The organism is Candidatus Baltobacteraceae bacterium, assembly GCA_036489885.1.
In the GTDB taxonomy this organism is placed as follows: domain Bacteria; phylum Vulcanimicrobiota; class Vulcanimicrobiia; order Vulcanimicrobiales; family Vulcanimicrobiaceae; genus JAFAMS01.
Genome location: DASXEW010000003.1, coordinates 2,085,802 through 2,112,590 on the forward strand (window position 1 = coordinate 2,085,802; position 26,789 = coordinate 2,112,590).

Annotated in this window: 29 protein-coding genes and 2 tRNA genes; 18 read left to right on the plus strand and 13 right to left on the minus strand. The window is 62.4% G+C overall.

Features of this window, described 5'->3' with window-relative positions; all coding sequences use genetic code 11:
- Positions 1-14 precede the first annotated feature (14 nt).
- Genes VGG22_16310 through aroF form a run of 8 tightly spaced genes read right to left on the minus strand, consistent with a single transcriptional unit; the run spans position 15 to position 9,158 of the window.
- Positions 15-2,075, minus strand: a complete 2,061-nt coding sequence (locus VGG22_16310) for a M13 family metallopeptidase (protein ID HEY1729934.1) — start codon at positions 2,073-2,075, stop codon at positions 15-17.
- Positions 2,072-2,506, minus strand: a complete 435-nt coding sequence (gene aroQ / locus VGG22_16315; GenBank protein ID HEY1729935.1) for a type II 3-dehydroquinate dehydratase — start codon at positions 2,504-2,506, stop codon at positions 2,072-2,074. Before aroQ ends, VGG22_16310 begins: the two co-directional genes overlap by 4 nt.
- On the minus strand, positions 2,503-3,588 hold the full coding sequence (aroB, locus tag VGG22_16320) for a 3-dehydroquinate synthase (GenBank protein ID HEY1729936.1): 1,086 nt from the start codon (positions 3,586-3,588) through the stop codon (positions 2,503-2,505). The genes aroQ and aroB overlap by 4 nt, the downstream gene beginning before the upstream one ends.
- The gene (locus tag VGG22_16325; protein ID HEY1729937.1) at positions 3,585-4,088 is read right to left on the minus strand and encodes a shikimate kinase; all 504 of its coding nucleotides are present in this window, start codon (positions 4,086-4,088) and stop codon (positions 3,585-3,587) included. Before VGG22_16325 ends, aroB begins: the two co-directional genes overlap by 4 nt.
- On the minus strand, positions 4,078-5,250 hold the full coding sequence (gene aroC / locus VGG22_16330; GenBank protein ID HEY1729938.1) for a chorismate synthase: 1,173 nt from the start codon (positions 5,248-5,250) through the stop codon (positions 4,078-4,080). Before aroC ends, VGG22_16325 begins: the two co-directional genes overlap by 11 nt.
- Positions 5,247-6,080, minus strand: a complete 834-nt coding sequence (locus tag VGG22_16335; protein HEY1729939.1) for a shikimate dehydrogenase — start codon at positions 6,078-6,080, stop codon at positions 5,247-5,249. Before VGG22_16335 ends, aroC begins: the two co-directional genes overlap by 4 nt.
- Positions 6,073-7,362 (minus strand): 3-phosphoshikimate 1-carboxyvinyltransferase, encoded by a 1,290-nt coding sequence (gene aroA, locus VGG22_16340; GenBank protein HEY1729940.1) that lies wholly within the window; start codon positions 7,360-7,362, stop codon positions 6,073-6,075. Before aroA ends, VGG22_16335 begins: the two co-directional genes overlap by 8 nt.
- Entirely contained in the window at positions 7,359-9,158 is a 1,800-nt protein-coding gene (gene aroF / locus VGG22_16345) for a 3-deoxy-7-phosphoheptulonate synthase (GenBank protein HEY1729941.1), read from the minus strand. The genes aroA and aroF overlap by 4 nt, the downstream gene beginning before the upstream one ends.
- A gap of 250 nt (positions 9,159-9,408) precedes the next feature.
- On the opposite strand from aroF, the gene VGG22_16350 reads away from it, so the two are divergent.
- The 10 genes from VGG22_16350 to VGG22_16395 all read left to right on the plus strand — a co-directional run bounded on the left by VGG22_16350 (position 9,409) and on the right by VGG22_16395 (position 16,989).
- Positions 9,409-9,482 (plus strand) — tRNA-Gly (locus VGG22_16350).
- A gap of 45 nt (positions 9,483-9,527) precedes the next feature.
- Positions 9,528-9,602, plus strand: a tRNA-Cys gene (locus tag VGG22_16355).
- Between the two features lies 1 nt (position 9,603).
- The gene (locus tag VGG22_16360) at positions 9,604-11,040 is read left to right on the plus strand and encodes a SpoIIE family protein phosphatase (GenBank protein HEY1729942.1); all 1,437 of its coding nucleotides are present in this window, start codon (positions 9,604-9,606) and stop codon (positions 11,038-11,040) included.
- Positions 11,037-11,810, plus strand: coding sequence for an imidazole glycerol phosphate synthase subunit HisF (hisF, locus tag VGG22_16365; protein ID HEY1729943.1), 774 nt, complete (start codon positions 11,037-11,039; stop codon positions 11,808-11,810). Before VGG22_16360 ends, hisF begins: the two co-directional genes overlap by 4 nt.
- On the plus strand, positions 11,807-12,433 hold the full coding sequence (gene hisIE / locus VGG22_16370; protein HEY1729944.1) for a bifunctional phosphoribosyl-AMP cyclohydrolase/phosphoribosyl-ATP diphosphatase HisIE: 627 nt from the start codon (positions 11,807-11,809) through the stop codon (positions 12,431-12,433). The genes hisF and hisIE overlap by 4 nt, the downstream gene beginning before the upstream one ends.
- Positions 12,430-14,520 (plus strand): ATP-dependent DNA helicase RecG, encoded by a 2,091-nt coding sequence (gene recG, locus VGG22_16375; GenBank protein HEY1729945.1) that lies wholly within the window; start codon positions 12,430-12,432, stop codon positions 14,518-14,520. The genes hisIE and recG overlap by 4 nt, the downstream gene beginning before the upstream one ends.
- A gap of 79 nt (positions 14,521-14,599) precedes the next feature.
- Complete coding sequence (locus tag VGG22_16380) at positions 14,600-15,322, plus strand: HAD family hydrolase (GenBank protein HEY1729946.1); 723 nt, start codon at positions 14,600-14,602, stop codon at positions 15,320-15,322.
- Positions 15,323-15,367: 45 nt separating this feature from the next.
- Complete coding sequence (gene rsmD / locus VGG22_16385; GenBank protein HEY1729947.1) at positions 15,368-15,913, plus strand: 16S rRNA (guanine(966)-N(2))-methyltransferase RsmD; 546 nt, start codon at positions 15,368-15,370, stop codon at positions 15,911-15,913.
- Positions 15,910-16,407 (plus strand): pantetheine-phosphate adenylyltransferase, encoded by a 498-nt coding sequence (gene coaD / locus VGG22_16390; protein ID HEY1729948.1) that lies wholly within the window; start codon positions 15,910-15,912, stop codon positions 16,405-16,407. Before rsmD ends, coaD begins: the two co-directional genes overlap by 4 nt.
- 9 nt (positions 16,408-16,416) lie before the next feature.
- Positions 16,417-16,989 carry a hypothetical protein gene (locus VGG22_16395; GenBank protein HEY1729949.1) on the plus strand — a complete coding sequence of 191 codons (573 nt, stop codon included), beginning with the start codon at positions 16,417-16,419 and terminating at the stop codon, positions 16,987-16,989.
- A gap of 5 nt (positions 16,990-16,994) precedes the next feature.
- Here the strand turns inward: VGG22_16395 and VGG22_16400 are convergent, their stop codons facing one another.
- Positions 16,995-17,936: a DUF2249 domain-containing protein gene (locus VGG22_16400; protein HEY1729950.1), complete on the minus strand. Its 942-nt coding sequence runs from the start codon at positions 17,934-17,936 to the stop codon at positions 16,995-16,997.
- A gap of 69 nt (positions 17,937-18,005) precedes the next feature.
- Between VGG22_16400 and VGG22_16405 the strand changes: the two genes are divergently transcribed.
- Positions 18,006-18,515 (plus strand): TlpA family protein disulfide reductase, encoded by a 510-nt coding sequence (locus VGG22_16405; GenBank protein HEY1729951.1) that lies wholly within the window; start codon positions 18,006-18,008, stop codon positions 18,513-18,515.
- Here VGG22_16405 and VGG22_16410 read toward each other — a convergent pair.
- Together VGG22_16410 and VGG22_16415 are read right to left on the minus strand one after the other, a co-directional pair.
- Positions 18,512-19,492: an NAD(P)H-quinone oxidoreductase gene (locus tag VGG22_16410; GenBank protein HEY1729952.1), complete on the minus strand. Its 981-nt coding sequence runs from the start codon at positions 19,490-19,492 to the stop codon at positions 18,512-18,514. The genes VGG22_16405 and VGG22_16410 overlap by 4 nt on opposite strands.
- Before the next feature lie 5 nt (positions 19,493-19,497).
- Positions 19,498-20,280, minus strand: coding sequence for an enoyl-CoA hydratase-related protein (locus tag VGG22_16415; protein ID HEY1729953.1), 783 nt, complete (start codon positions 20,278-20,280; stop codon positions 19,498-19,500).
- 63 nt (positions 20,281-20,343) lie between these two features.
- Between VGG22_16415 and phoU the strand changes: the two genes are divergently transcribed.
- Both phoU and VGG22_16425 read left to right on the plus strand, forming a co-directional pair.
- Positions 20,344-20,979, plus strand: coding sequence for a phosphate signaling complex protein PhoU (phoU, locus tag VGG22_16420; GenBank protein ID HEY1729954.1), 636 nt, complete (start codon positions 20,344-20,346; stop codon positions 20,977-20,979).
- A 34-nt stretch (positions 20,980-21,013) separates the two neighbouring features.
- Complete coding sequence (locus VGG22_16425) at positions 21,014-21,400, plus strand: hypothetical protein (protein ID HEY1729955.1); 387 nt, start codon at positions 21,014-21,016, stop codon at positions 21,398-21,400.
- Positions 21,401-21,403: 3 nt separating this feature from the next.
- On the opposite strand, the gene VGG22_16430 is transcribed toward VGG22_16425, so the two are convergent.
- Complete coding sequence (locus tag VGG22_16430) at positions 21,404-22,840, minus strand: hypothetical protein (GenBank protein HEY1729956.1); 1,437 nt, start codon at positions 22,838-22,840, stop codon at positions 21,404-21,406.
- A 127-nt stretch (positions 22,841-22,967) separates the two neighbouring features.
- Here VGG22_16430 and VGG22_16435 point away from each other — a divergent pair, with 127 nt between their 5' ends.
- Genes VGG22_16435 through moeB form a run of 5 tightly spaced genes read left to right on the plus strand, consistent with a single transcriptional unit; the run spans position 22,968 to position 26,280 of the window.
- Positions 22,968-23,768, plus strand: a complete 801-nt coding sequence (locus VGG22_16435; GenBank protein ID HEY1729957.1) for a Cof-type HAD-IIB family hydrolase — start codon at positions 22,968-22,970, stop codon at positions 23,766-23,768.
- A complete protein-coding gene (locus VGG22_16440) occupies positions 23,765-24,007 on the plus strand; it encodes a MoaD/ThiS family protein (protein ID HEY1729958.1) in 243 nt (80 codons plus the stop codon). The genes VGG22_16435 and VGG22_16440 overlap by 4 nt, the downstream gene beginning before the upstream one ends.
- On the plus strand, positions 24,008-24,454 hold the full coding sequence (locus VGG22_16445) for a molybdenum cofactor biosynthesis protein MoaE (protein HEY1729959.1): 447 nt from the start codon (positions 24,008-24,010) through the stop codon (positions 24,452-24,454). It abuts the gene before it with no gap.
- Positions 24,447-25,193, plus strand: a complete 747-nt coding sequence (locus VGG22_16450) for an alpha/beta fold hydrolase (protein ID HEY1729960.1) — start codon at positions 24,447-24,449, stop codon at positions 25,191-25,193. Before VGG22_16445 ends, VGG22_16450 begins: the two co-directional genes overlap by 8 nt.
- The gene (gene moeB, locus VGG22_16455; GenBank protein HEY1729961.1) at positions 25,171-26,280 is read left to right on the plus strand and encodes a molybdopterin-synthase adenylyltransferase MoeB; all 1,110 of its coding nucleotides are present in this window, start codon (positions 25,171-25,173) and stop codon (positions 26,278-26,280) included. The genes VGG22_16450 and moeB overlap by 23 nt, the downstream gene beginning before the upstream one ends.
- On the opposite strand, the gene VGG22_16460 is transcribed toward moeB, so the two are convergent.
- Entirely contained in the window at positions 26,277-26,780 is a 504-nt protein-coding gene (locus tag VGG22_16460; protein ID HEY1729962.1) for an O-acetyl-ADP-ribose deacetylase, read from the minus strand. The two genes, moeB and VGG22_16460, sit on opposite strands and share 4 nt — an antisense overlap.
- Positions 26,781-26,789 lie beyond the last annotated feature (9 nt).

Below are 26,789 nucleotides of genomic sequence, written 5' to 3' on the forward strand. Positions count from 1 at the left end.
GCGGGCGTTCGCCCTCACCACAGTGCGCACCGCTGAGCCGGAGGCTTGTACATCGGGTCGCGCCGGTGACAGCCGAAGGCTGCCGCAAACTGCGGCATGTTGAACAGCGTCCCGAGGACCCGGTCGCGCCCATCGGGATGGGGATCGATCAGCTCGTCGAGGCGCATTCGCTCAGGCCGTTCGAACGTCGCGTATGTCTGCGCAAATGCGAGAAAGAAACGCTGTTCCGGCGTCCAGCCGTCGATTTTCGCGCGCGGTTTGCCGGCCAGGGAACGTTCCAGCGTATCATATGCAATCTCGGCCCCGCCGAGATCCGCGAGCGCTTCGCCGACGATCAGCTTGTCGTTCTCGTGCATGCCGCGGTATTCGCGTGCGATGCAATTCGCGCGAAGCGACCATGCGGCCGAGTCGGCGGCCTGCCACCAATCGCGCAGATTGCCTTGCGCATCGCTGCGCCGGCCTTCGTCGTCAAAGGCGTGCGTCAGCTCGTGCGCGACGATCACACCCAGCGCGCCGTAGTTGGTCGCGTCATCGAAATGCGTCGAGAAGAAGGGCGACTGCAAGAGGCCGGCGGGAAACGTGATGTCGTTGTAGGCCGCGCTATATGACGCGTTGACGGTCGGAGCCGACATCGACCAGAATTCGCTGCTCATGTTTCGGCCGAGATGCGAGAACGTGTTGCGCGCCCGATACAGCGATACGCGGATCGAGTTGTCGAGGAAGGTACCGCGGTCAACAGTCAGCGTGTCGTAGTTGCGCCAAGCTTCGGGATAACCGACGTGATCGCTAATCGCGTCAAGCTTGTCGAGCGCTTCACGCCGCGTCGCACCGCTCATCCACGAAAGCGTGCTCAGGTTATCGCGAAAGGTCGTTTGTATCGTGGCGATCAGGCGGCGAGCCGCAACACGCGTTTCGGGCGAAAACTCGCGCTCGATGTAGAGCTGACCGAGCGCGTCGCTCAAGTCGGTGTCGACGGAGCGAACGCACCGGTACCACAGGGGTTGTTGTTCGTGCCGGCCAACCAGCGAGGCTTCGAAGGAATCGGCCTCGTCCGCAAAAGGCATCGAGAGTGCGGGCGCGGCGCGCTCGATCAACCGGTACAGTAAATAGGCGCGCAGCTCCGTCAGCGGCGTGTTGCGGAGCACCGTATCCAGATTACGGAAATAGTCGGGCTGCGATACGTCGACCATATCGACGTTCGGAGCCATTCGGTCGCGGAAGTACACGGAGAGGTCGAAGCTCGGCAGCAGCGTTTGCGCGTCCGACAGTGTCATCTTGTGGTAGTTCGCGGTGCGGTCGCGAAGTGCGGCCCGCGTCCGCGATCCGCGCGCGAGCTCGATCTCGACCGCGATGACCGCGTGCGCTTCTGCGTAGCTCGTCGCGAGGTCGTCGCCGAGAAGATGAAAGTCGCGCGCCATGTGCGCGACATAGTCGGCGCGAATCAGATCCGCGCGTGCATCCGCCGCAAAGTACAGATCGCGATCGGGTAGTCCGAGGCCGCCTTGTGCAATGAACGCGATCGTGCGCTGCTCGTCGCGCGGGTCTCCTTCTGATCCGGCAAAGAAAAACGCCTTCGCGCCGAGGTTCTGCAAGACGGCGGTCTGCAGGCGTACGTCGGAAAGATCTTTGATCGCGCGAATACTGTGAATGTAGACTTGTATCGGGCCCAGGCCCGCCAAGTCGCGCTCGCGCACGTTCATGCACGACGTGTAGTAGTCACCGGCTTTCTGGCCGGCGGAGCCGTGCGGCCAGGCGTCGCGCGAAACGTTCTCGAGCAAGTCGTGCAGTGCTGCGCGATTCGTATTGCGCAGCTGATCGAGAACCGACCACCGGCTTGCCGTCGGCGGAATCGGATTGTTGGCGCGCCATCCCCCCATCGCGTATCGGAAAAAATCCTGACATGGTTTGCAGGTCGGATCGATGTTCGCAATGTTGAAGCCGCGCGCTGCGGACATGATTGCAACCGGCGACGCAGGTGAAACGAACAGCGGAGCGCCTTCGGCACCCAGCGCCAAATTCGCAAGCAGCATTAGGCCGGCGAACAAGCCGGCCGCGCGAAGTAGAGGCCCCCTCACCCCGCAGTTTTCGCGGCGAGTCGTTCCAGAGCTTGCAGGTACGAATCGAGACCGAGGCCGGAAATTTGCGCGTCGCAGACATCGGCGATGACGGAGGTCGCGCGGAACGGCTCGCGCCGATGGATGTCGGAGAGATGTACTTCGACCGTCGGCTTCGCGACGGCCGCGATTGCATCGCGAATTGCGTAGGAATAGTGCGTCAAAGCCCCCGGATTGATGACGATGCCGTCCGCCCAAGTACGCATGCGGTGCAAGTAGTCGATCAATCGCCCTTCATGATTCGACTGATAAAAGCGGACCTCGAAGCCAAGCTGGCTCGCGCGTTCGCGCACGCGGCGCTCCAGCTCGTCGAGCGTCAACCTTCCATAGACATCGGGCTCGCGCTCGCCCAAAAGGTTAAGATTTGGTCCATTGATGACCAAAATCTTCATGATGGAAATCCAATGCCTCGAAGGGCCCCCAGCAGCTCACCCTGCGAGACGCCATCGTCGCCGATCGTCCCTCCGATCTTGCTGAGCAAGACGAATCGAACTCCGTTCGCGCCGCGCTTCTTATCGTGTCTGGCGGCTGCCGCGATCGAGCGGGCCGAATAACGTTGCCACGTATCCGGGACGGGAATCGCTTGCAAGAGTTTCTCGATCGCTAGAGCATCGACTTCGCGGAGGTGGCCACGGGCGGCCGAAAGCGCAACTGCGGCGCGCATGCCGACGATAACTGCTTCGCCGTGCCGCAGCGTTCCGTAACCGGCAACGTTCTCCACTGCATGCGCAACCGTGTGGCCAAAATTGAGTTGTTGGCGTATGCCGGTACGCTCGCGTTCGTCCGACGCGACGACGCGGGCTTTGATCGCGACGCAGCGCGCGATGATGCGAGTCGTGAGCGGCTCGCGCAGCGCTACGACGTCCTTCCATGCGGTTAGCAGCGTACGATAGAGGCGCGCATCAGCGATCAAAGCGGTTTTGACGATTTCTCCGAGTCCCGAGATGCGATCGCGCCGGTCGAGTCCGCGCAAGATGCTCGGATCGATGACGACGAGATCGGGTTGCGCGACGACGCCGATTAGATTCTTGCCGAGATCGTGGTTCAAACCGGTCTTCCCGCCGATCGACGAATCGACTCCAGCCAGCAGCGTCGTCGGAACCGAGATAAATCGCACGCCGCGGAGATACGTCGCCGCGACGAACCCGATCGCATCGCCGATCGTTCCACCGCCGACGCCGACGATCGTGGAACGACGGTCGAGGCCGGCACGCAGGAGCTTTCCGTACAACGGCTCGACGCTGCGCAATGATTTGAGACGTTCCTCTGCCGCGACCGCAATCGTTGTGGCCGGGTTTCCGTATGCTTCGAACGCTCGCGTCAGTTGATGCAGCGTCTTCGTAAGACGGCGATCGCCGACGACCGCGACCCGCGTTCCACGCGGCGCGCCGGTCAGTCGCACGAGATCGTGCAGAGCCCCGTCGCGGATAACGACGTGGTACGGACGTCCTTTCAGCGGAACCGTAACCTTCACGCTTCGACCACGCTCAGGATGACACGAGAAATATCGCCGGGTGTTAGCGTGCTCGTATCAATTCGCAAGGCGGCGCGTTCAAAGCGCGCGATTCGGCGCGCGCGCATGCGCGAAAGCGCATCGGGCTGGGCAAGTAGCGGACGTACTTCGCCGCTGGGAGGCTCGAGGCGTGCGGCGAGAACCTCATCGGGTGCGTCGAGAAAGACGAGCATCCCGGCCGCGCTCACGGCCTCGAACGAGTCATCGCGTTCGAGTGCGCCGCCACCGAGCGCCACGACCGAATGCGAGTGTGCGCAGGCCGATTTGACCGCATACGCTTCACGCTCGCGAAACCCGCCCTCACCCTCGTGCGAAAAGATCTCGGCAATCGTCATTCGCGCGTCAGCCACGATCATCGCGTCGGTGTCGAGTGCGGTGAAGCCGCGCAGCTGTGCTACGAGGGGCGCAACCGTCGATTTTCCGCTACCCGAGAGCCCGCAGAGGAAGATGCTACCGGGCACGCGCGATTGCGTCCCACGCGCGGACGCGGTCGACGACTTCGTCGATGGTATCGCCACCGAATTTTTCGAGCACGGAAGAAGCGAGGACCAGCGCCAGCAGGGATTCACCGATTACCGCCGCTGCCGGTACCGCACAAACGTCGCTGCGCTCGATGTGCGCTTGTGTTGGCTCGCCCGTCCCCAGGTCGACGGAATCGAGCGGTTTCATCAAGGTTGCAAGCGGCTTCATCGCGGCGCGAACGACGATCGGTTGCCCCGTCGTCATTCCGCCGTCGATGCCGCCGGAACGGTTCGTGCGGTACGACGTTCGAGAGCCGTCGCCCTTACCGGGATAGAACGCGTCATGCGCGCTGGTTCCCGGCGTTCGCGCCAAGTCAAAGCCCAGCCCGACTTCAACACCCTTGATCGCGTTGAGCGAAAGAAATGCTTTACCGATCTCGGCCTCGAGACGGCGATCCCACTGCACGTACGAGCCGAGTCCGACCGGGACGTTGTGCGCGACGGCTTCGATCACGCCGCCGAGTGTGTCGCCGGCCCGTTTGGCTGCTTCGATCACTTCGATCATGCGCTCCGCGGCCGCGGCGTCCAGCGCGCGGACAGGCGATGCGTCGATCTTTTCGGTATCGACGTCGCTCCACGGCGACGTATCGACGGCCTCGCCGATTTGCACGACGCGGCTTTGGATTTGGATGCCGATGCACTCGAGGAACCGTCGCGCAACACTCCCCAGTGCAACCCGCGCAGCCGTTTCGCGCGCGCTCGCACGTTCGAGAACGTTGCGCATGTCGTCGTGTGCGTATTTGATCCCACCAACCCGGTCGGCATGCCCGGGTCGCGGAACGCTGACGACGCGCCGGGCGCGAATACTCTCGTCCTCCGGTTCTGCGACCGACATGATCTCAGACCACGAACGCCAATCGCGATTGTCTATGACCAGACCGATCGGACTGCCGAGCGTTTTCCCGAAACGAACGCCGGCCAGTATTCGGATCTCGTCCGTTTCGATGTTCTGACGGTTTCCGCGACCGTAGCCGAGCTTGCGGCGTCTCGCCTGTGCGTGCAGATATTCGGCATCGAGCTCGATTCCGGCGGGAATCCCTTCGATGATCCCGAGCAACGCTTGGCCGTGCGATTCGCCGGCCGTCAAATAACGTAGGCTCATGCCGCGAGCTTCTCGAGACGGATGCGTGACGCGCTGTCGAGCTGCGGACGAAAACCGAACCAACCCTCGAATGTCGCAAGCGCTTGTTCCAACAGCATCGTAAACCCGCCGACCGCCTTCATTCCTTTCATTCGGGCATGCGCGAGGAACGGCGTCGTAGCTGGACGATAGACAAGATCGAAAGCCAGCGACGACGCCGGCGCATTTGCAGGGAGCAAATCGCGCGCCGGTTGTCCCGCTTGCCCGAGCGGCGTCGCATTGACGTAGAGTTCCGCGCTCGGAAGCTCAGCATTCATGTCGAGCGCGGTGAACGACGTTTCGGGCGTCCGCTTCGAGGCATCCCCACACAGTGCGCGTGCGCGCGCGAGCGTGCGGGCAACGACTGTCACGGTTGCCGCACCGCGATCGCCGAGAACGGTCGCGACTGCACGTGCGCCTCCGCCTGCACCGAAAACCACCGCATCGATTCCTCGCACCTCGAATCGGGCAGAGTCGAACGTGGCCCCGATCCCGGCGACGTCGGTGTTGTCGCCGATGAAGCCCGCGCCGTCGCGGCGCACCACGTTGACTGCGGCCGTTGCGCGCGCAGCGTCCGTCCATCCCTCGAGCAATTCGACAATGCGTTCTTTGTGCGGCATCGTGACGTTGCACCCGACGAATTGCGCGTCGTCACGCCAAACGGCGAGCGATCCGGCCAGCGCGTCCGGATGGACGTCGACCGCCTCATACTCGAGATCGATCTCCGCAACGCGCGCGAACTCTGCGAACAGCGCGGGAGAGAGCGAATGTCCGATCGGGTGGCCGATCACTGCGGCGCGATACTCAGCCACGCAGCGAATCCAACGTAGAAAAAAAGTCCGGATACGAAATTGCAACCGAGTCGGCACCCGATATCGCGATCGGCGCCGGCGTGCCGAGCCCCGCGATCGCGAATGCCATGGCTATTCGATGATCGCGCATCGCGTCGACCGTTCCGCCGTGCAACGAAGCCGGGCCCGTAACCGAGAATCCGTCGGCATGCGGCTCGATCTGCATCCCGATGGCGCGGCCGCCTCGAACGATCGCGTCGATGCGATCCGATTCTTTGTAGCGGAGCTCTTCAGCGCCGCGAACGTGCGTCGTCCCTTCGGCGAACGATGCAACGATCGCAAGCAGCGGCAATTCATCGACGAGGTCGGGCACTTCGGTGCCCTCAACGACGGTAGCGCGTAGCGGAGCGTACTCGGAAACGATCGTCCCGATAGGTTCGGCTGCCGCGCCGTGATGCGTAAGCGTAATCGACGCACCCATGCGGCGCAGAACGTCGACGAAACCCAGACGTGTCGGATTCAGACCAACGCCAGCGATCTCGACGCGGCTGTTCGGTACGATCGTAGCGGACGCAATCCAGTAGGCGGCGCTCGAGATATCTCCCGGGATCGTCAGCACCTGGGGCGAGGCGCGGAGATGCTGTCGTCCTTCGATCTGAAGCGTCCCCTCACGTGAGGTGATCGTCCCGCCGAATGCAGGCAGCATGCGTTCGCTGTGATCGCGACTGCGCAGTGCGCCGCGCAAAATCGTTGGGCCGTTGGCGTTGAGCGCGGCAAAAATAAGCGCGCCCTTGACCTGCGCGCTATTGACCGTAAGTTCATAGTTGAAGCCTTGCAGTCGTGACGTCCCACGCACGCGAATCGGCGCGTGAAGGCCCTCGGCAAGCTCGATCGTCGCACCCATCTCGGTAAGCGGCGTCGCAATCCGTCGCATCGGGCGTTTACGCAACGACTCATCGCCGTCGAGCGTAACGTCGAGATCCTTGGTTGAGAGAATGCCCGAGAGAAGGCGCATTGTCGTCCCCGAGTTTCCGCAATCGAGGGCAGTGGGCGGCTGCGTGAATGCGCCTCCGCGTCCTTCGACGACGACGTCCTCGATGCAGTCAGCGATCGTAATGCCGAGAGCTTCGAGACAGCGTCGTGTCGAGCGCACGTCGTGGCCGCTTGGGAGACCCGTGATACGGCTTGGGCCGCTCGCAAGCGCGGCGAACAAGAGCGCGCGATGCGCGATCGATTTGTCGCCCGGAACCGTGAGACGGCCGCGCAGCGCAGCCGCCGCCGGCGCGACGGCAAGATCGCTCACGTCTTGAGTGTCGCCTGACCGGCGCGTGCCGAGTCGAAGATCGGAACGCGGTCGAGCTCCGCCACGATCTCGCGAAAGTCTTCGAACGTGAGGGCTTGATCCTTATCGCTGAGCGCTTCGGGCGGGTTCGGATGTACCTCGAGAATCAAGCCGTGCGCTCCCGCCGCTTTCGCGGCGCGGCACATCGAGGCAATCCAGCGGCGAACGCCGACGCCGTGCGAAGGATCGACGAGGACCGGCAGATGTGTTTTTTCGCGCAGTACCGGAATCGCCGAGAGGTCGAGCGTGTTGCGCGTCGCCGTTTCGAAGGTGCGAATCCCACGCTCGCACAGCATCACGTTCGGATTGCCTTCAGCCAGAATGTATTCGGCTGCGGCGATCAGCTCTTCGATAGTCGCGGAGAGGCCACGCTTGAGCAGCACCGGCTTGCCGGTACGGCCGACGGCTTTGAGCAGATCAAAGTTTTGCATGTTGCGCGCACCGATCTGCAGGACGTCGACTTGCGCGGCCATCCGGTCGACCTGATCGATGCTCATCACTTCGCTGACGGTTGGCATGCCGGTCGCGCGGCCGGCCTCGCACAGGTGCGTGACGCCTTCCCATCCTAGCCCTTGAAAGGCGTACGGATTGGTGCGCGGCTTGAATGCGCCGCCGCGCAGCATGACGGCGCCGGCTTCGTGCACGGCGTGCGCTGTTTCGAGAACCTGCTGACGTGACTCAACCGAGCACGGGCCGGCGATGATCGCGAACATCCCGTCGCCGATGTCGACGTTGCCGACACGTACGCGCGTTCCGGTCGGACGCGAATCACGGGCCGCACGCGGCGTGCTCGATGAAGCGGAGCTCGTTTTCGGTTTCTGTGGTACGAACGCCGTTTTGGGCAGCATGTCGCGTAGGGACGGGATAGGCGGCGCTGCGATTCCGGCCGCTACGGCGGCGACATGCGCATTTGCGCGATAGCTTCCGATGATCCGTAGATCGAGTGCCGCTGCTCGCAACTCCGCGAGCGCGCCTGCATGCTGTGGATCGAGCAGATCCCCGTCGATGTCAAGATAGAACTCGGCTTCTTGCGGGCGGCCAAGCGTCGGCTTCGATTCCAATTTTCCGACACTGATCCCAGCCGCAGCAATGACGCCCAGACATCGCGATAGCGAGCCGGCAGCGTTCGACGTAATGAGAAGAAGCGACGTTTTGCGTGGTCCGTCACTTTCATCGACTCCGAGTGCAGGGTGACTGCTCTCTCGCGAACGGAAGACGATGAAACGCGTGAAATTTTCGGGATGGTCGGCGACCCGTGGTGCGAGCTCGACGAGTCCGTAGCGTACGGCCGCGCTTGGCGGCGCAATGGCTGCGATTCCGGCGTTACCGGCGCGCGCAACCTCGCGGGCGGCGATGCCGGTGTCTTCGCAGGGGACCGTTCGTGCGTGCGGGAGGCTTGCCAGAAATTTTCCGCATTCCGCGATAACGAGCGGATGGGCGAGAATTTCACGCACGTCCTCGATCGTCGTTCCCGGTGCACCGAGAAGACGGTGATCCATGCGCCAGACGATCTCGGCGACGGGGACGAGGTCGAACTCGAGCAGCAGATCGTAGCCGTCACGCACGGTCCCGGCGATCGCGTTATCGATCGGAACGATGCCGACATCGGCACGTCCGGCCGAAACGGCGACGGCTGCAGCACGAAAGCTCGGCGCCCCGAGCGTGGTCGCCTCTTCGGCGCCCAACCGCGCGCGAAAGTACGCTTCGAGCGCCAGCTGTGAGTGCGCCCCGTCGATACCTTCGAATGCTCCGATCATCGTGTCTCCCATCCCACTTATAAAGAAGAAACCCCCCGCCGCTTCGGCGAGGGGTTCGCGCTTTCGCTTAATTCAGCGATCGTTTTAATGCGCGTACCAACTCAGCCGAGCGGCGACTCCACCCAGTAAAAGTAGTACGCATAAAACGATGCCGTTGCCAACATTGCTTTTGCATCCAATCACAGGAGCCATCACAGTGTCAAGCACAGGACGGCTAGGGGGGCCTCACGAACGAGGCTCAGCCCGCCGGGCGGGTGTGATGTAATGGTAGCCTGTTAGCTTCCCAAGCTGAACGTCCGAGTTCGATTCTCGGTACCCGCTCCAAAACGTGCCCATGCTCAAGCGTGCCCAGCCCACCGATGCCCAGGTGGCGACGTAGCCAAGTGGTAAGGCAGAGCTCTGCAAAAGCTCCATTCCCCAGTTCGACTCTGGGCGTCGCCTCCAAATGATATCTGAACCCCGTCGCGTTTCGCCCCGGTTCTCGCGAATTGGAACGGGCGGCGCGGTACTGCTTGCAAGTCTGATCTTCGTGGTGTCTGTGATCGCGCTGGTCGCGGGCCTCGTTGCTGCGCGGCAATTGCGCGAATCGGCGCAAGAGCAGAGACTGTTGTTCGGCGTCCAAGAGCGGGCCGATCAGCTCGTTCGCATGCAGCTCGACGAAGAGACTTCGCTGCGCGGTTATCTGATCTCCAAGAGCTCGGCATTTTTGGATCCCTATCTTTCGACGCGCACCGATCCGTTCGAAGAACTCGGACGCACCCTCCATCAGAGGCTGGGTGAAAGCGACTTGAGCGAAGCACGCGCGCATCTGGCGCTCATTCTCGAGTGGCATCGGGAATGGCGCAGCGGCGTCGCCGAAGCGTTGATACGCAATCCCGCTCCGGGCAACGTCGCGCGCCTGGAATCGTACGGCAAGATTCTCGACGATCGAATTCGGCGCGAAGCCGCCGCATTGCGCGATGAGATTGCGGCCAAGAACGATCAAGTCGCAGCCTCACTCGAGTCGAACATCAGCCGAACTGTCGAGTTCGCGGTTGGTTTCGTTCTCATCGTCTCGCTCGGCGTTCTGTATCTCGCGCTCGCGCAGCACTCAACCTCGGCGGCGCTCGAGCGGCAGCATTCGATCGCAGGGCATTTGCAAGCTGCGCTGGGCGTTGGATGGCAACCAATTCCGGGATCGACGGTCGGAACTGCGTACGTTTCCGCGACGAGCGAAGCCGAGGTCGGTGGCGATTTATTTGCGGCGTGGCAGCTTCCCGACGATCGGGGCGCGATCATGATTGCGGACATGAGCGGCAAAGGCGTTGACGCAGTCGTGAACACCGCGTTCTGTAAGTACTCGATTCGCGCGCTCTTGCAAACATATGGACGTCCCGATCGCGTCATGACCGAATTCAATCGGCTCTTTGCGCACACGGTCAGCGACCCGTCGATGTTTGCAGTCGCTTTCTTGGGCGTGTTGGACGCGCGCACCGGCCGCTTCGACTACGTCAGTGCCGGAGGTGAGCCGGCGTTCTTGCGGCATGGCAACGCGGCGCGCATCCTCGACGTCGGCGGTCCGATCGTGGGGCTGGAGAGCGACTCGGTTTACGTCGAATCGGCGGTCACGCTCGCGGCCGGCGATATCGTATTGCTTGCGACCGACGGGTTGACCGAATCGCGCGATGAAACGGGAGATATGCTCGGCTCGGACGGCGCAGCGCAAATGATCGCGCAAGCGCCGAACGAACCGCAGGCCATATGCGACGCGTTGATCGAGGCGGTCCGGCAGCGCAGCGCGGGTGATGTCGGCGATGATTTGGCGCTGCTTGCAATGCGCTTCGACGGAATCATCGACTCCGGCGGGCAAACGCGAACGCTCGCCGAAGCCAGCCGACCGTGATTGCGCGGCGAATCATACCTTGTTTGGACATCAAAGACGGACGCGTCGTTAAAGGCGTCCGGTTCGTCGATTTGGTCGACGCCGGCGATCCGGTTGCGCTCGCACGCGCTTACGAAGACGCGGGCGCCGACGAGCTCGTGTTTCTCGACATCACCGCAACGGTCGAAGGCCGGCGTGCGACGCGCTCGGTTGTCGCGGCTGTGGCTGCCGAGCTGACGATCCCTTTTGCGGTCGGCGGCGGCATCAACGGGATCGAGGATGCGCGCGATTTGCTGCGGAGCGGCTGCGACAAGATCTCGATGAACAGCGCCGCCGTGCGCAAGCCGGACTTAATCGCCGCAGCCGCCGCCGAATTCGGAAGTCAGTGCGTCATCGTCGCAATCGACGCGCGACGGAAAGACGATTCGTGGGAAGTCGTCGTCGACGGCGGACGAACTCCGGCAGGACGGGACGCAATCGAGTGGGCGCGCGAAGCGGCGCAGCGCGGTGCCGGCGAGATCTTGCTCACGAGCATGGACGGCGACGGGACGCGTGCCGGCTACGATCTTGCGCTAACGAAGGCGGTACACGAGGCCGTCGGCGTCCCGGTCATCGCGTCGGGCGGCGCCGGAAGCGTGCAAGATTTCATCGACGTCTTCGAGCAGGCGCACGCGGATGCGGCGCTTGCGGCGTCGCTCTTTCACTACGCAATCTTAGGCATCGGCGATCTCAAACGCGAGCTATCCGAACGCGGGCTGCACCTCCGGCCGGTACCGGTCACAGCAACATGAACGTTGAGGAGATCAAGTTCGACGCATCCGGTCTCGTACCGGTCAGCATCGTCGACGCACATAGTAACCGCTTGCTGACGCTCGCATATGCGAACCGGGAAGCCCTCGAGAAAACGATTGCAACCAAGCAGACGCACTTATGGTCGCGCTCGCGCAAACGCTTGTGGCGCAAGGGAGAGGAATCCGGACACACGCAAGACGTCGTCGAGATTGTTGCCGACTGCGACGGCGACGCTTTGATGTATCGTGTCGTTCCGCAGGGTCCGGCCTGTCATACGGGCGCCGACTCGTGTTTTGGAGATCCCGTATTTTCCGCAGCCGGCCAAGAGAATGCCGGCGCCTTCATGCGAGCGATCGAACATCTCGAGCGTACGATCGAATCCCGGCGCGGCGCGGATGTTTCGCAAAGTTATGTCGCAAAGCTGTTCGACGGCGGCGTCGACCGCATCGGAAAGAAGATCGGCGAGGAAGCGACCGAGCTGGTGATCGCCGCGAAGAACAAAGCGCGTGACGAAATCGTCTGGGAAGCCGCCGATCTCATTTTTCACACGCTCGTGCTTTTGGCGGAGGAAGGCGTCACGCTCGACGAGATCGGCGCAGAATTTCAGCGACGAGCACGCTGAAGTCCGAGACGCTCGAAGGGCTCGCCGGCGTCGGGCCTGCGAAGGCGCGAGCGCTGCGCGAGATGGGTCTCGAGGGGCCGCGCGATCTGCTCGCGCACATCCCTCGCGACTATAAGGATTGGCGCGAACCGCGTTCGCTTGCGGCGATCGCTGCCGACGCGTTGCGCTCGGATGAGCCGGCGGAAGAAATCGTGGTCGCAGAAGTCACGAGCGTTCGCGACGTTCGTGCGCGCATCGCGATAACGAGCGCCGAGCTGCGTGACGAGAGTGGCTCGCTCCGTGCCGTATGGTACGGAAGGCGCGGACTAGACGGCAAAATCCGGCCCGGGATGCGGCTGTTCGTGCACGGACGTGTCGCCGCAAAGCGCCGTCGGGGCGCAGTAACGATCGAGCTCAACGTCATGCACCATCGCGTGCTGGACGCTGACGCGACGTTCAGCGGTGAGATCGTCCCGGTCTATCCCGCGACGAAGGACGTTCCGACGCGTATGCTCCGTTCGATCATCTCGCGCAATCTTTCGCGCTTGCTCGAGAGCGTTGAAGAGCGGCTCCCCGACGACATCGTCCGCGCACACCGATTGATCACCGCGCGGAAGGCGTGGCACGACATTCACGTACCGAAAGCGCCGAGCGACATTGCACCCGCGCGCCGCCGCATCATCTACGAGGAGTTCTTTGCAATCGCGCTGGCAGCGGCGCTCGTTCGCGCCGAACGAAAACGTGAAGGCAACGCAATCCCCATCCACGTGCCGCCCGAGCTGTTCGAGCGTTTTGAAGAATCACTTCCGTTCCGGTTGACGGGCGCCCAGCGCAGCGTCATCGCACAAATTCTCACCGACATGCGCGAGCCACACGCCATGAATCGCTTAGTGCAAGGGGATGTCGGGTCCGGCAAGACGCTGGTTGCGGCTGCCGCAATCGTAGCGGCGGCATCGATCGGCATTCAAAGCGCGTTGATGGCTCCGACGGAAATTCTGGCGGCACAGCACGCGCAGAAGCTCGCACCATTGTTGTTGCCGTTCGGCGTGACGGTCGAAGCCGTGTTCGGCAGCTTGTCGGCTCCGGCTCGCAGGAATGCGAACGACCTCATCGCGAGCGGTGAGGCGTTGCTCGCAATCGGCACGCACGCGCTACTGACGGAAAGCGTTTCGTTCAAGCGCTTGGGTTTGGTCATCATCGACGAGCAGCATCGCTTCGGCGTCGAACATCGCGCCGCGTTGCGCGCCAAAGCCACGGGTTCAATCCCGCACACGCTGCATATGACCGCGACGCCGATTCCGCGCACGCTGGCGCAAACGCGCTACGCGGATCTCGATCTCTCGGTCATAGACGAGCTTCCGCCCGGACGCACCCCGATTTCGACCTACGTGATTCGTGAGAGCCGCAAACCTGTCGCGTACGAGTTCGTCCGGAAAAATGTCGGACGCGGACAACAAGCTTACGTCGTAGCGCCGGCTATCGAAGCCTCCGGTTTTGAGAACGCGCCACGGGTCGCTGCGCTGGACGAGGCAAAGCGCGTCAGCGGCGAAGATTTGGCGGGGCTCCGGGTCGACGTGCTCCACGGCCGAATGCCGCCGCGCGAGAAAGATGCAGCTATGGGCCGCTTTTCCCGGGGTGAGACCGACGTTCTGATCGCGACGACGGTCGTCGAGGTCGGCGTCGACGTCCCGAACGCCTCGGTTATGGTCGTCCTCGACGCACATCGCTACGGATTGGCCCAGCTCCATCAGCTTCGAGGCCGGGTCGGGCGCGGGGTGGCGAAATCGTTTTGCGTCCTTGTGGCACCTGACGATGTTTCTGAGACGCGGCGCCTGGAGATTCTCACCCAGACCGAGGACGGCTTTAGGATCGCTGAAGAAGACTTGCGTCTGCGACGGGCCGGGGACATGGCAGGGACTCAACAAGCCGGCACCGGGAGCGGAACCTTTGGGGACCTCGTGCAAGATTTCTCTGTGTACCTCGAAGCCAAGTGTGAGGCTGACCGTATTGTCGCCGGCGATCCGGCTTTGGAGCGCCCGGAGCACCGTGCGTTACGCAGTTTGGTCGAGACGATGCCCGCCGCCAGAGCGATGCTGATATCATCGTGATGTTGTTGCGAGGCCGGCGTAAAAATCGTCGCTGCGTAGCGTGGGCGGCGCGTAGGCCTGGGGCCGGAGCGCCTTTCCAATGAGAATCGCGATCGGATTCGATCTCGATCATACGCTGGCAATCGACAACAAGCTCGAACGCACGGCCATGATCGACTTGGCAAAAGAGTTGGGCGTCGTCGTCGGTGCGAACGACATCGCGCGTCTCGCGCAGATCGACACGCTGCTGCAAGAGATGCGCTCGGGCCGCCTCGATCTCGATCACATGATCTCGAGCTTCGTACATTCGATCCGCAAAGATAACAAAACAAAGGGCATCGGCGAGCGATTCCGCGAGATTTGTTTGGCGCTCGTACCCCATCACGTCGTCGCGCTGCCGGGAGTCAACGAGCTCTTCGCCGGCTTGGATTCGCGCGGGATACCGCACGCGATCCTCACGAATGGCTGGAGCCCGCTTCAAGAAAAGAAAGCGGAAGCGATTCGCTACAATGGGACGGTCCTCGTCAGCGATGCGATTGGATTTGCAAAGCCGGCGCCCGAGGCGTTCGCGCTGCTTGCGGATACGTTCCCGACGGATGCCTGCATTTGGTATGTGGGCGACAACCCCGCGAGCGACGTGCGTGGCAGCATCGATTGCGGATTCGAGGGAATTTGGTACCACGAGCATTCGGGCGTGTCGTACCCGAGTCATATTCCGGCGCCGTCGGCAGTGATCGATCAGCCGCTCGATCTGCTCGAATTGGTCGACGCAGCCGACGAAGCGGGCATGCCAGGTCGCCTGGAGGCGATGCCGAAGACATAAACCCGAGATGTTAGTGCGCAGCCGCTCCGTTTGGAGTGAGTGCTCTTGCGACTAACCGGAGGAACGTTACGCAGCCGCCGGTTGCCTAACGTCCCCAAACGCGGCGTTCGGCCGACTCCGGCGCGCGTCAAAGAGTCGCTCTTCGCGATATTATCGACGCGCTCGGAAGATGCCGTCGTACTCGACCTGTTTGCGGGAAGCGGTGCGCTCGGTTTCGAGGCGCTCTCGCGGGGTGCGAGCTTCGTAACGTTCGTCGAATCGAATCCCGGGGTCGCCGATCTCTTGCGTGAGGCTTCCGGCGAGCTCGGCGTCGAGAAGCAAGTCGAGATATTGACCATGCGCGCCGAGCGCGCCGTAACGCGGCTCGAGCGCAAGTACGATCTGGTCTTTGCCGACCCGCCTTACGAGATGGGTTTCCCGGCGCAGCCGCTCGGAACGCTGCGTACGCGCGACTTGTTCTCAGAGGAGGCGGTTGTCGTGTTCGAACACAGCGGACACTCCTCACCCGAGACGCCCGGCTTTGAAGTTACCCGCGAAGAGCGCTACGGGGACGTGGTCATCGCGTTCCTCAAACCTGAGGCAAACTCGTGAACGGCGGCTCGCACGCGGTCTATCCCGGCTCGTTCGATCCGCTCACGAACGGTCACCTTGACGTGATTCGCCGCTCCGCAGCGGTCTTCGATCGTCTGACCGTCGCGGTCGTCGTCAATCCGCAGAAGCGCGAGCCGCTCTTCACGCTCGAAGAGCGTCAGGCCATGCTTCGCGAGTGCGCAGCCTCGATGCCGAACATCGAAGTGATGGATTTCCGCGGGCTGCTTGCCGATTTCGTCAAACAAATCGGCGCGGACGTGATCATCAAGGGCTTGCGGGTCGTCTCCGATTTTGAATCGGAGCTCTCGACGGCGTTGATGAATCGCTCGCTTTCCGGCGTCGACACGATGTTCTTGATGTCGGATGCCAAATATAGCTTTGTCTCATCGAGCTTGATCAAAGAAGTGTTCTTTCTCGGCGGCGACGTGAGTGGGTACGTTCCCGAACCCGTCTTGCGCACGATGAATGCGCGAAAAACCAGTCTACACCGCTAAGGAGGCCGCATGTCCATTTACCGCGTGATCGATCGACTCGAAGCCTACGTTCGGGAAGGCACCGTGCTCCCGTTCCGGCGGCGTATCCTGAGCGAGGAACGCATTCTCGAGCTCATTGAGAAGATGCGCGCGACGCTCCCCGAGGAAGTCGGTCGCGCGAAAATGATCGCGAAAGACAAAGATCGTATGCTGCGTGAAGCACAAGAGCGCGCGCAAGAGATCGTCAGTGAAGCCAGCGAGCATCACGCGCAGATGGTCGACAACCATGAGATCGTTCAGCAAGCGCGCGCGACCGCGGAGACCGTTCTGCGCGACGCCGAGGAGCGCGCGAAGAAAGTCCGCGAGGGCGCGGATCAGTACGCTACGACGGTTCTCGGAGATCTGCAGAACCGCTTATCGGTTGCGCTCGCGCAAGTTCGAAAAGGACAAGACGCGCTCGGTTCTCGCCCGGTGACGCCGCAATCGGCTTCGATTACGGAAGCCGCGGCGCAGAGCAAACGGGCTGCCTTCGACGCGCAAGCACCCGAAGATATCGAGAAGACCCACGTCATGGTCGAGACGGCGGAGCTAAACGAAGTCTAGATCAGTTAAACCGGCGGAGCTTGGACGTTGTGTGCGAAGGCCGAGAGTCGATCTCGGTCGAGCGCACGCACGCGCCCACGATCGAGTTCGACCGCTTTCGAATTTTTCAAGCGAAGCAACGCACGGGCCGCCATATCGCGCACCGTGCCGGCTGCGGCAGCGATCTGCGCTTGCGAAAGATTTTCGACGCCGGGCAGGCCACTCGCCATCCCGGCGGTGTTCGGCGCATAGGAGAGCAAGAATTTGGCGACGCGCTGCAGCACGTGCGCGAACGCGAGGTCGGCGATCGTGTCGATCGAGCGGCGCCGAGCTTGCGAAGCTGCCGCCAAGAACCCGAGCGCAAGCTCGTTGTCGGTTCGAACTGCGCTTTGCACGGCCTCACTCGGAACGAGGACGAGCGTCGCGTCGGTGAGTGCTTCGGTGCGAGTCGTCGCTCCGCCGCCGTCGAAAACGCCGGTTTCGTTGAGCGGATCGAATACAAGCCGCTCTCCGAGCGCCTGCGTTTTTCCGTCGGCCGAGAGCAGCGTCAGAACGATCTTGCCTTCTCGTACGAAGCCGAGATACGGCCACTTTTCGCCTTCATCAAATACGGTCTCGCCGTGCTTGTAGCGCCGCTCGGTTGCGACTGCGGCGAGCTGGCGGATCGTTTCGGCTTTGGCGGCGCCAAACGGCGGGCAGTGTGACAGAAACGTCTCGACGTCGGCACGCTCGTCGATGCGCTCCAGACGAACCGTCCAATGACCCGAGCCGAGATTCCGCGCGTCCCACGCAAATTTCCCGGGACGGTACTGCGCAAACTCGTTACGGAGCGCGCGAGGATCACTCTCCTCGGACAACTCGAGAACGCCGCCGATCGGAAGCCGGTCGAAAGCTTCGAGAATATACGAGCTGCGTTGTGCCGTTGGAATCGTGCGCGCGTCGAGCGTGACGGTTGCCGGTTTCGCCATCGTCGTCATTCCTGGGGTGATATGCGTGCTCTGCGCCGGAAACTCCCGGTCCTCCTCGAAACCCCGTGCGTGAACCGCCGCTTCGCGAGGATCGCGGACATCGCCGCGATCGTGCTGATCGCTCTGGCCGTCTGGCAATTTCTGATTGCGCCGCGCTTTTTCGGACCGTCGTTCGTCCCGGTCCCGGCACCCGCGCTCACTCTGCCGCTGGAGGGCGGCGGCAGCTTCAATTTAGCGAAGGCCCAGGGAAAGGTCGTCTTTCTTGACTTTTGGGCCTCATGGTGCGAGCCGTGCAAGATGTCGATCCCGCTGATCGAGGAGTATAAGGCAACGCATCCGGAGGCACTTGTCTATAGCGTCGACGCCGGTGAAGCGGAATCGGTAGCGGCGCACTACGCACGAAGCGTGAAGATGCGGCGCGTCGCTTTCGACCCGAATATGAAAGCGGCCGACGCCTTCGGCGTGTCCGTCTTCCCAACGATGATCGTGATCGGCCGCGACGGTAAAGAGCATGCGAAATGGATCGGATTTAATCCGCTCATCCAGCGCGACATGGCGCGCGCCGCGAAAGCGTTTTAGACGCGAACGATGATCTTGCCGAACGTCCTGTCGGATTCCATCAGACGATGCGACTCGGCGATTTGATCAAAGTCGAAAACGGTATCGACCACCGGCCGTAGCTTCCCACTTTCGAATTGCGGGATGACGAGCCGCTCGAAGCGTCGCGCCAGAGCGATCTTTTCCTCGACTGGGCGGGCGCGAAGCATCGTCCCGATCCAGGCGACGCGCTTGCGGTGGAAGAGGCCGATGTCGATCTCGCTCTTCGCACCCGCAAGCGTTCCGATTTGCACGATACGCCCACCGATGCGAATAGCCGAGATGTTGTGTTCGTACGTCGACGGACCGATGAAATCCAAAATGACGTCTACGCCTGCGCCGTTCGTCCGTGCGCGTGCTAGCTGATCCCATTCATCGCCGAGCAAGGTTCCGTCGCTCATCCCGAATTCACGCGCGCGATCAAGTTTGTCGCGCGTCCGCGACGTTCCAATTGCAATGCCGCCCGCCGCTGCAACTAATTGAGCGGCCGCGGTACCCACGCCGCTTCCGATTGCGTGAATGACGACGGATCCGCCCGGAACGAAACCGCCTTGTTCAAGCGCGTCCCACGCTGTCATGAAAGCTTCGGGGATCGCGGCGACCGATTCGAACGGCATACCTTCGGGTGCACGTACCGTGGCGCGCTCGTGCACGATGAGCTGCTCGGCGTAGGCGCCCGCGCCGGTTATGCCGCAAACGCGATCGCCGACCTTACGTTCGCGCGCGCGCGGACCGAGCGCATCGATCTGGCCCGCATATTCAAGGCCGGGAATGCGAGGATCGATCGCGTCGGGCGGCGCCGGATAGAGGCCGCGCCGCTGTAGTACGTCTGCGCGATTGATTCCGAAAGCACGAATGCGGACGCGGACTTCCTCACCTTGCGGTTCGGCAATCGGGACGCCGTCCGAGACGCGAAGGATATCGGCATCACCTTTTTTATCGAGGACGACTGCACGCATCGTCTCTACGCCCCCGTGAACGCGGCTTTACGCTTTTCGAGAAACGCGGTCGTGCCTTCCGCGAAATCAGCCGTCGTCGTCATCGCGCCGAAGTGCAACGCTTCGATCTCGATCCCTTCCGCGAGAGGCACGACGGCGCCGGCGACGATCGCGCGCTTTGCGGCTTCGATGGCCAGCGGGGCTTTCGCCGCGATGACGCCGCCGATGCGCTTGGCTTCTTCGAGGAGCTCCGCGAGCGGCACGACTTTCTGAACGAGACCGAAGCGCAAGGCGTCGTTCGCATCAATCATCTCGCCGCTAAGGCAGAGGTACATTGCGGCGCCGATGCCGCAGATCCGTATCAAACGCTGCGTTCCGCCGTATCCGGGGACGAGTCCGAGATTAACCTCCGGCTGGCCGAAGCGCGCGTTTTCACTTGCGATCCGAAAATCGCACGCGAGCGCCAGCTCGCATCCGCCGCCGAGTGCGAAACCGTTGACGGCTGCAACGACGGGGACGCGCATCTCCGCAATTCTGGAAAAAATTGCTTGGCCGCGCCGCGCGAACGCCGCGCCGGCAACAGCGCCGTCAATCGTCTTGAACTCTGCGATGTCGGCGCCGGCCGCAAAAGCCTTCTCTCCGGAGCCGGTAATGACGACTGCGCGCACGTTGCGATTGCCGTCGATCGTCGTCAGTGCGTCGGAGAGCTCGCCAAGCAGCGCCGACGATAGTGCGTTGAGAACGCTGGGCCGGTTGAGGGTAATGACCGCGACGCCGGCGGTCGATTCGACGATAAGCGTTTGATACACGGGGTCGGGCTTGCGCCCGCATGGATGCGGTGCCCTGCCCGGAGTGCTATACTCACTCTCGGCATGCGAACCGCTTATCATGAAGCCCTAGAGAATGCGCGCCTGGACTGCGTCCGGCTGGCTGCGCTTGCAAGTGACGCCCTGCACTCTGCGGTGTCGGCACTCGAGGAGCGCGACGTCGATCTTGCAGCTCGCGTCATCGCGGGCGATGACGAGATCGATACGTTGCGCCGCCAGATCGAATCCGAGTGCATCGAGTTGATGTGGAAACAGCAGCCGTTGGCCGGCGAGCTGCGTCAGGTTGCGGCAATGCTGCAGATCAACGTCGACTTGGAGCGAATCGGTGACTATGCGGTCGACATCAGTAAGAACGCGGTGAAGCTGATCGACGCGCCGATACGTCCCGCACACGTTGAGATCGGGCGCATGGGTCACGAAGCTCGTCAGATGGTCGTCGATGCGATGCGCGCTTTCACCGACCGCTCGGTCGAGCTTGCCGACGCGGTCATCGCGCGCGACGATCAAGTCGATCTGCTCTACCATCGCGGCATCGAGAAGCTGCAGCAAGAGATGCAAGCTGATCCGGGCGTCGTCCGCGCAGGCACCCTCCTGTTGTTCTCGCTCGCAGTCTTGGAACGGGTTGGCGATCGTGCGCAGAATATCGCGTGGCACACGAAAGAGATGGTCGGGGCTGTATAGAGCTGCGACCGCGGTACTGCTGGCTGCGATCGTCGTGTTCGCGGGCCCAGCCGTTCGTGCTGCCGACACACGTGTAAGCCTGACGCTGGACGGCAGACCGATCTCGTCGAGGCCATCCGTTGCGTTCGTTCGCGCCGGCGTGCTCTTCGTGGACGCCGTCGACATGACGCGCGTATTCAACGGTTTGCTCGTCTTCGAGCGGAATGGCGTGCGAATCGGCGTACGCGGTCACAACGAGTCGTTTACGATCGGCAGGCGTATCGCGGTCGTCGATAAGACGAATGTGCGCCTAAGCGCAGCGCCGTTCGAATACGGGGGCGATATTTTCGTCCCGATCACACCGATCATCGCGGCTGACCCGGCCTTACACCTCACGTGGATCAACCGGCACCATGCCGATCTCCACGTCAACGCCTTCTAGAGGCTAGGCGCCGCCCTCGCGGACGATGCAGGGCGCCATAATAGCGTCGCGCATACCGTGAATCAAACGTTTGTCCGCGGGTGCGACCGTTGCGAGCACGCCGCCGAGCTTGGCACGGCCATTTGCCGCGAAGTAATAAGGCGAAAGACGAACGCGGCCGTCCATCGTTTTGATCTCGCCGCTCGCACGATCCCACCACTCGGTTTGGACGCGGCGACCTTTGCGGAAACGTTGCAGAATGTAAGGCGTATTCGGATACGACGCGAGCGCATCGCGCAGTGCGGCCGCCCATTCCTCGCGGGAGAGATCGCTGGCAATCTTCACGCCGCGCGCTCCCCATGCCAGCTCGGAGAAGCCGGAGGGCTTCACGACCAAGTCGCGTTCCGATTTTCCGAGTTTTGTGAGCGCATCCCAATCGCTTACCGGCTTTCCGGTCAGCGTCAGCGAGTGAATCACGCCTTGCGGCGGCAGCGGTCGCGGATCCAGGATCCACGTCTGCGGCATCAGCGCAAGAAGGCGCTCGAAGGTCGGCCCGTCCAGCTCGGAGCGCCAATACTCTTCGAGCAACGGATGATGGAGCAGCGCAAAAGCGAGCTTCTCTTCGAGCTGCGCTTTGGGCGGCGGCGTGACGTGAACGCGGTTCTTACGCGCTGCGTAAAACATCAACTCCCACTTCGGAACGTTAAGAAGATCGAACATCTCAAAGTTGCGGTACAACACGTCGATCTTCTCTTCGCGTCCGTCCGGGAGGCGAACGAACAGTGCTTGTTCCGTGAATACGATGTCTTGCGGCGCGACGCAATAGACCGTAGCAATCGAGGCGGCGGTGATGCGCTGCGCAAGCCAGGTCAGCTCGGCGCGATAATCAGTGGATTCTTCCGAAACGACGATCGCGGCAACCGGATGCGGATGTCCGGCCAGATCGGCAAAGAGCAACGCAAGGCCTTCGGGCATCCCGGAGGAGCCGCCGAAACTTTCGAAGCCGATCCGGCAATATTGCTCGGCCATTGCGCCGACGAAGCCCATGCCGCCGGGGAGACTGTCGAGCTCGGTCGCGATGAATCCATCATCCGTAAGAATGAGATCCGGGCGAATGACGCCGATCAGGTCGCTGCGGAAGCGGTTTTGGCGCGCGAGTTTGATGACATGTTCGGGTTTACCCTGATCGAGATATTCCGCGATGAATTGCGGAGCGGTGCCGCGTACGCTGCGCGTGTAGAGCGCGTTGAGCGCGCGGTAAAACGCAAGCAGAGCGTCACCGAGCGTCTCGAGAGCGTTCGCCGTTGCGGACGAGAGGCCGAAAGGCTCAGGCGCGATCCGCCATGCCACGCGCTCATCGCCGCCATCGGCGACACGGAAGAGTCCAGCGGGTAAGTTCTCATCGATGAAGCGTCCCCGCTCACCGGCCGTCATCCCGGGCGCGATCGCCGTACAGCCCATTACAGGACGTTTGAACCGAGGGACGATGCGGCCAGGTTGCAGTTGCGCGCCGGCTGGAGGCTGCGACTTAAGAAGGAAGGCTTGCTAGGAGCGTTGCCCGGCGTTCCCGTAGGGCTACACTGACGATATGCCCACGATCGATTTGATCGCGCTCGACCTCGACGGTACGTTGCTCAACTCGGAGGAGCACGTGTCGCTTCGCAATCAGCGCGCGATCGCGCGAGCCCTCGAGCAAGGTGTTCGCGTTGTTCTCGTTACCGGCCGAGGGGTTGAAACGCCGGTACGCATCTCACGCGAGCTGGGACTCAATCTCCCGGTGATTTGCTGTCATGGTGCGTTGACTAAGGATTTCGGAAGCAATAGGACGCTGGTCCACATTCCGGTGCCGCTCGTCTATGCAAAGCCGATGATCGAGTTCGCGGAAGATGCCAAACTCCAAGTCGCCGTTTATATCGAAGAGTTTTTCTATCGCCTAACGGGAGGCGAGACGTTCATGGCCGACATGCAGGGTCCGGCCTGGCGCGAGGTCGGCTCGCTGCGCGAACTGCTTACGGAGGCGCCGACCTTCATTCGTTTTTTGGGTCCCCAAGCCGTCGCGGCGATGGATCGCGAGTTCAGCTCATTCCCGCTCAACTTCCGTTACGAGACATGGGGGAAATTCATCGAGTGTGCCGTTCTCAGCCGCGAGGCCGGAAAGAAACAAGCGCTGATGCGACTGTGCGCGGATTTCCAGATTTCGCGTGAGCGCGTGCTCGCAGTCGGTGACTCGCGCAACGACGTGCCGATGCTGCAATGGGCCGGAACCGGGATCGCAATGGGCAATTCGCTCGACGAGGTGAAAAAGTCCGTTCGGATCACCACGGCGACCAACGACGAAGACGGCGTTGCGCTTGCGATCGAACGCTTCGCGCTTGGCCGCGTCGCATGATACGCGTCATTGCGTTTGCTCGCGTGCGCGAGCTCTTAGGCTTTTCGGAGCGCGAGTTCGGCCTTGCCGAAGTACCGACCGTAGGCGCGCTACGCGCGCAGTTAGAACGTGATGTTCCCGCGCTTCTGCCGCTTCGAGAATCGACGCGTATTGCGCGCAATGGACAGATCGTCGATGACGGTGTGCCTCTTGCCGAAGGCGATGAAGTCGCCTTACTGCCGCCGGTCGGAGGCGGATAGGTGCTCGTAACGGGATCGCCGTTCATTGCGCTGAGCACGGAGCCGATCGAGATCGGAGAGCTCGCATCCGGCGTGCGAACCGATGCCTGCGGCGCGGTCGCCGTGTTTTTGGGCGTGGTTCGCGAGCAGAATGACGGTCGTAGCGTCAGCGGCCTTTCGTATGAGGCTTATCCGGCGATGGCGCTCGAGGAGATGCGCGCAATAGCGCGGGAGGCGATTGCACGCTTCGGTCCATGCGAGATTGCAATCGTGCATCGGACGGGCGATCTTGCGATCGGGGAGGCGAGTGTCGGTGTCGCGGTCGGAGCTCCTCATCGTGCGGCAGCCTTCGATGCGTGCGAGTACGCAATCGACGAGCTCAAGCGCCGCGTCGAAGTATGGAAGAAGGAGCACTACGTCGAGGGTGACGCAACCTGGGTCGACAACCGAACGGGTCCGCATGGCTAGCCGGATCGATCTCTGTTTCACGCAGACGAGTACACATCGCATCGCATACCTGGCCTACGAACCAAAGCGTGCGCGCGGAGTCGGTCTCGTCGTTGGTCACGGGTATTCGAGCAGCAAGCAAAATCTCGATTTGCTGTGTAATTTTCTCGCGAGTCACGGCTTTGCCACATTCAGCCTGGACTTCCCCGGGCACAAGTTGGGTGCGAGCCTGGGCACGTTACGCGGCCTGGACGATCTGATCGACGCCATGCACGCGGTTGTCGAACGCGCACGCGAAGCGCTCGTACCACACACTCCGATCTACACGATCGGACACAGCATGGGCGCTACGACGGCGCTCTTGACGGCAGCGAGCGACGAAGATATCGCCGGGGCCGTTTCGATCGCAACCGGCGTTGGACGAATCGCCGCGCTTGAGGCTTTGACGACGCGCGGCGCTACCGATTTACGTTCGGCGTACGTCGACGGCTTAGCGTTGCCGGAGCTTGCCGCACAGGTTGAACCGCGGTTGGTCCCGGCGCTTGCGTTACTTGCAGGCCGCCCGCAGCTCTACTTGGCGGCAGAGCGCGACATGATGGTGGCGCGCTCGAGCGTCGAGAGCCTATTCGCGCTTGCACCGGAACCAAAGACGATCCAAACGGTATCGAGCGATCATACAAACGCCGGCGAAGCTTCACGCAGCGTGATCTTGGGCTGGTTGAACGCGCTCCATCCACGTGCAGTCGCTGCGCAGGTATAGCCGCCACCTCCTGATCCCCGAGGTCGGCCTCGAGGGACAAGAACGGCTTTCGCGCGCGCGCGTCTTGGTCGTCGGCGCCGGAGGTCTGGGATCCCCGGTCCTAGCGTATCTCGCTGCAGCCGGCGTCGGCCGGATCGGCATCGTTGACGATGACGTCGTCGACGTAACGAACTTACAGCGTCAGATTCTTTATCAAACGGCCGACGTTGGATCGAAGAAAGCCGAGCTTGCCGCCGAGCGACTTGCGGCGCTCAATCCGCAAATCGCAATCGATCCGATTCCGATTCGCTTCGACGCATCCAATGCGCGCGCGCTCGTGCGTTTGTACGATGTCGTCGTCGACGGTACCGATAGCTTCGCCACGCGTTACTTGATCAGTGACGCGTGTGTCTTGGAGAAGAGGCCGGACGTCTACGGCTCGATCTTTCGATTCGACGGACAGGTTTCGGTCTTTGGAGTTTCCGGTGCGCCGTGCTATCGCTGCCTCTATCCCGAGCCGCCGCCGCCGGACACGGTGCCGACCTGCGCCGAAGGCGGAGTTCTCGGCGTTCTTCCTGGGATCGTCGGCACGTGGCAAGCTAACGAAACGCTCAAACTGCTGCTGAAGATCGGCGCGCCACTCGTGGGAAGGCTTGCTGTGATCGATGCGCTCTCGGGCAAGATGCGCGAATTTCGTATCGAGCGCGATCCTGCGTGCGCGCTATGCGGTGATGCACCTTCGATAGTCGACGTTCATGACGTCGACGACGGGATGCGCGTCGTCGCACGGGACGAGCAAGAGATCGAGCCGCCGGATCTCGAGGGGTTTCTGCGGATGCACCCGGCTGCACGTATCCTCGACGTGCGTGAGCCGCACGAGGCCGTTCTCGGTTCGCCGCCGCGTTCTATCGCGATGCCGGCGAGCGTCCTTGAAGCGCGCATGAACGAACTCGACACTGCTCTCGACTACATCGTCGCGTGTCGCGTCGGGACGCGCTCGCTGTGGGCCGCACAACGCTTGCGCGAAGCCGGCTTCGGCCGCATCTGGCATCTCCACGGCGGGTTGCTCGCGGTGGCCGCCCGCGACGAATCCTTCGAGTTCTTTTAGATCTCCAGCAACTTGCGATAGATCTCGGCGCCGGCATCGTCGAATGAGACAAGCACGATCCGCATCGGTTGCGTCCTTTCGGTCAGCCAAAGCTGCGTCTGCGCGATCGCGATGCGCGCCGCACGTTCGCGCGGGAAACCGTAGACGCCCGTACTGATCGCCGGAAATGCAATCGACGTAGCGCGGAACGTGCGCGCAGCTTCAAGCGCGTTGCGGTATGCAGATGCAAGGAGCGCGTCCTCACCCTGTTCGCCGCCGTTCCAGATCGGCCCAACCGCGTGGATGACGTGACGAGCCGGAAGCCGGAACGCAGGCGTTACACGCACTTCGCCCGTCGGACAGCTCTCGAAAGCTTTGCAAGCATCTAGGAGTTCGGGGCCGGCGGCCACGTGAATCGCGCCGTCGACGCCGCCGCCTCCGCGCAAGCGCTCGTTCGCCGCATTGACGACGGCATCGACCGGGATCCGGGTGATGTCGCCGACGATGACCTCGATTGGCATGAGGCTCCG

Bases quoted from the DNA above. Each gene is read 5' to 3' on its own strand.
- VGG22_16440 (HEY1729958.1), top strand. From the start codon at position 23,765: ATGATACGCGTCATTGCGTTTGCTCGCGTGCGCGAGCTCTTAGGCTTT.
- aroQ (HEY1729935.1), bottom strand. From the start codon at position 2,506: ATGAAGATTTTGGTCATCAATGGACCAAATCTTAACCTTTTGGGCGAG.
- VGG22_16435 (HEY1729957.1), top strand. From the start codon at position 22,968: ATGCCCACGATCGATTTGATCGCGCTCGACCTCGACGGTACGTTGCTC.
- VGG22_16450 (HEY1729960.1), top strand. From the start codon at position 24,447: ATGGCTAGCCGGATCGATCTCTGTTTCACGCAGACGAGTACACATCGC.
- aroF (HEY1729941.1), bottom strand. From the start codon at position 9,158: ATGATCGGAGCATTCGAAGGTATCGACGGGGCGCACTCACAGCTGGCG.
- VGG22_16380 (HEY1729946.1), top strand. From the start codon at position 14,600: ATGAGAATCGCGATCGGATTCGATCTCGATCATACGCTGGCAATCGAC.
- aroC (HEY1729938.1), bottom strand. From the start codon at position 5,250: ATGAGCCTACGTTATTTGACGGCCGGCGAATCGCACGGCCAAGCGTTG.
- phoU (HEY1729954.1), top strand. From the start codon at position 20,344: ATGCGAACCGCTTATCATGAAGCCCTAGAGAATGCGCGCCTGGACTGC.
- VGG22_16460 (HEY1729962.1), bottom strand. From the start codon at position 26,780: ATGCCAATCGAGGTCATCGTCGGCGACATCACCCGGATCCCGGTCGAT.
- VGG22_16410 (HEY1729952.1), bottom strand. From the start codon at position 19,492: ATGCGTGCAGTCGTCCTCGATAAAAAAGGTGATGCCGATATCCTTCGC.
- VGG22_16360 (HEY1729942.1), top strand. From the start codon at position 9,604: ATGATATCTGAACCCCGTCGCGTTTCGCCCCGGTTCTCGCGAATTGGA.
- VGG22_16430 (HEY1729956.1), bottom strand. From the start codon at position 22,840: ATGGGCTGTACGGCGATCGCGCCCGGGATGACGGCCGGTGAGCGGGGA.
- VGG22_16400 (HEY1729950.1), bottom strand. From the start codon at position 17,936: ATGGCGAAACCGGCAACCGTCACGCTCGACGCGCGCACGATTCCAACG.
- VGG22_16395 (HEY1729949.1), top strand. From the start codon at position 16,417: ATGTCCATTTACCGCGTGATCGATCGACTCGAAGCCTACGTTCGGGAA.
- hisIE (HEY1729944.1), top strand. From the start codon at position 11,807: ATGAACGTTGAGGAGATCAAGTTCGACGCATCCGGTCTCGTACCGGTC.